This is a genomic window from Dendronalium phyllosphericum CENA369, from assembly GCF_016056275.1.
Lineage (GTDB): Bacteria > Cyanobacteriota > Cyanobacteriia > Cyanobacteriales > Nostocaceae > Dendronalium > Dendronalium phyllosphericum.
The window spans coordinates 1-2,499 of record NZ_JAECZA010000327.1; the positions used below are offsets into that span (position 1 = coordinate 1).

Genomic DNA, 2,499 nt, shown 5'->3' on the forward strand with positions numbered 1-2,499 from the left:
GTAGGGCGTATCTAGCGTTTGGGGGAGGGGGAACTAACGTGCCAGACTCCGTAGCAAGTGGGAAGATATCTGTGTGGCTAAGACTTCAGGTTCTAGGTTTTGATTTTGGACAACGAGTAGATCGTAAAGAGTCCAATTAATCGTACCAATAATGCTGTTAATAGTAATTTGAACATTAAGTGCAGGTGGATTGAGGAATATCCCTTGAGCAATACCATCTTCAATAATGGTCAATAAAATATTGCGATAGTTTAGTCGCGCCGACTGAAGTTGTTCAGTTGCTGCGATGTCACCATAACCGACTTGCATGAAGAATAGTTTGATTAGTCCTTGATGCTGATGGAAATAACGCAATGTAAGCAAAACAACCATCTGCATAGCCTCTATTGGATGAGAACAGGCGCTTACAGCTTGAGCAATTTGAAGATGTAACTTGTTTAAATGCCTGACTATGATAGCAGTGAGCAATTCTTGCTTGCTTTTGAAATGACGATAAAATAATCCAACCGATACACCTGCGGTATCAGCAATAAGTTGAGGTTGGGCTTGCTCGTAGCCCCTCAAGAACAATGTTTCGCCTGCATCCAACAAAGCCGTATATCGCCCAAGGACATCATATCGAGGTTGTGTAGGTTTAGTTGTTTTTCCCATAGAGCGAAGGGTTGTGATAATGTGAACGAGTGAATATTATTCATTCACTCTCAATCATCGCATCATGGATATATCTTATGCCTGAGCAAGTATTTATCAACACAATTGAGGAGCCGTGGATTGACTTGACTCAATTTCCCGGAACTCAGCTTTTACCCTTGGCGGAGCCTGTTCCACAAGGGTCAATCCATCTTTTGAAAATGAGTGCTGGTACTACAATTCCAGTTCACATCCATTCGTGTGATGAGTATGTTTACATACTTGCTGGGGTAGTGGAAACTGGGGGAACAACATCCTCTGCCTTAACGTTTTGGTTTACTCCAGCCAACACTCGCCAGGGGCCGCACAAAGCAATAACAGACGTTGAACTCCTAACAATTCGCCTAGGAGCAATGGGAACATTTGAAGATTCCGGTTTATAAGGGTGCAAGTTTTTTTATTAATGCAATACCAAATTGAACAACTGTTTCCATCCGATAATGATTGGCAACACTTATGTAAAAAACTTCAAGCCAGTATAACTCTCACAGCACTCGTGCTTACCGCTTGGCAGATGGGACTGTGGTTCGCTAGAGCAATTGTAGAGCAGCAACTGACACAACGTGCCCAATCTCCAACTTTTTGGGAAAACTGTCCTAGATGCAGCAAACGACTACGTAGCAAAGGGTTTATTAAACGACAAATGCTTACCCTTGTGGGACAAGTAGAATGGCAACGACGAGTTGGTAGGTGTCCTAATCGCTGTGCAGGTAGTCAAAGTATTCCTTTTGATAACATTCTGAACATTCACCCTTATCAACAAATCTCATCTGAACTCACACGTTTAGGATGTCTACTTGCGGTGTTTTTGCCCTTTGGACTGGCAGCTTGGATGTTACAGCAATTGTGTGGCATTGCAGTCGATGAGGATACGCTTTGGAAATGGGTGCAAGCCGCAGGCAGACGCGCTATTGACCAGTTGAAAATTCAATTGCAGCATTTGGAAAATGGACAATTACCCTGCCTAGAATTTTTGGATGCAACACTTGTAGACACACCCTTAATCATTGCAGCGGACGGCGTAACAGTTCCTTTCCGTTCTCAATCACAAACACCTAAAGGCAAGATTGTCTGGCGCGAGGTGAAGATTGCCTTAGTAGCTCGCTTAGGTAAATATAAAAAGCAGTCTGGTGAAATGGTTACTCGTTTACACCAGCGACGGCTAGTCGCTGTCTTGGGTGATATCGATGACTTGCAACCGCGTCTTCGACTTGAAGCTTTTAAACAAGGCATGACTACTGCCGAAACGGTTGTTTGGATTAGTGATGGCGCACGAGGCTTTTGGCGACTCTTTGAGCAATCCTTTGCTCGCTGTGCCATTGGCATTTTAGATTTCTATCATGCAGCACAACACTTATGGAAAGCTGCAAGTGCTTACTCAGACGGTAATCCTGCCCGAACACCTCAAATGTGGTTCAAAAGGATGTGTCATCAATTACGACATGGCCGGGGAAAGAATATCATCCAAGAATTGAATTGGTTAAGCAAGTCTCAAAACACCTCAAAAGCGACTCAAACCATTTTGCGTCAAGTGCGAGACTACTTAAACACTCACTTCAAACACATTCAGTATCGCACTTTTAAGAAACTAGGTTTGCCTATTGGCTCCGGTATGGTTGAAAGCGCTTGTAAATGGTTAATTCAACAACGTTTCAAAGGTGTGGGAATGCGTTGGAGTGAGGATGGATTCAATCACCTTCTACATTTGCGTTTAGCTTGGGTTAATCAACGGTTTGATACTTTGTTTTCTGACGAACCATTAACACTAACCTTGTACTCCCCTAACGATTAGATGCGCCCGTTGGCAAC

The 2,499-nt window shown here is 43.4% G+C and carries 3 protein-coding genes; 2 read left to right on the forward strand and 1 reads right to left on the reverse strand.

Features of this window, described 5'->3' with window-relative positions:
- Positions 1-33: 33 nt before the first annotated feature.
- Positions 34-651 (reverse strand): TetR/AcrR family transcriptional regulator, encoded by a 618-nt coding sequence (locus I8752_RS36600; RefSeq protein ID WP_214437032.1) that lies wholly within the window; start codon positions 649-651, stop codon positions 34-36.
- Between the two features lie 77 nt (positions 652-728).
- Here I8752_RS36600 and I8752_RS36605 point away from each other — a divergent pair, with 77 nt between their 5' ends.
- Both I8752_RS36605 and I8752_RS36610 read left to right on the forward strand, forming a co-directional pair.
- Complete coding sequence (locus tag I8752_RS36605; protein ID WP_214437033.1) at positions 729-1,073, forward strand: cupin domain-containing protein; 345 nt, start codon at positions 729-731, stop codon at positions 1,071-1,073.
- 20 nt (positions 1,074-1,093) lie between these two features.
- Positions 1,094-2,482, forward strand: coding sequence for an ISKra4 family transposase (locus I8752_RS36610; protein WP_214437034.1), 1,389 nt, complete (start codon positions 1,094-1,096; stop codon positions 2,480-2,482).
- Positions 2,483-2,499 lie beyond the last annotated feature (17 nt).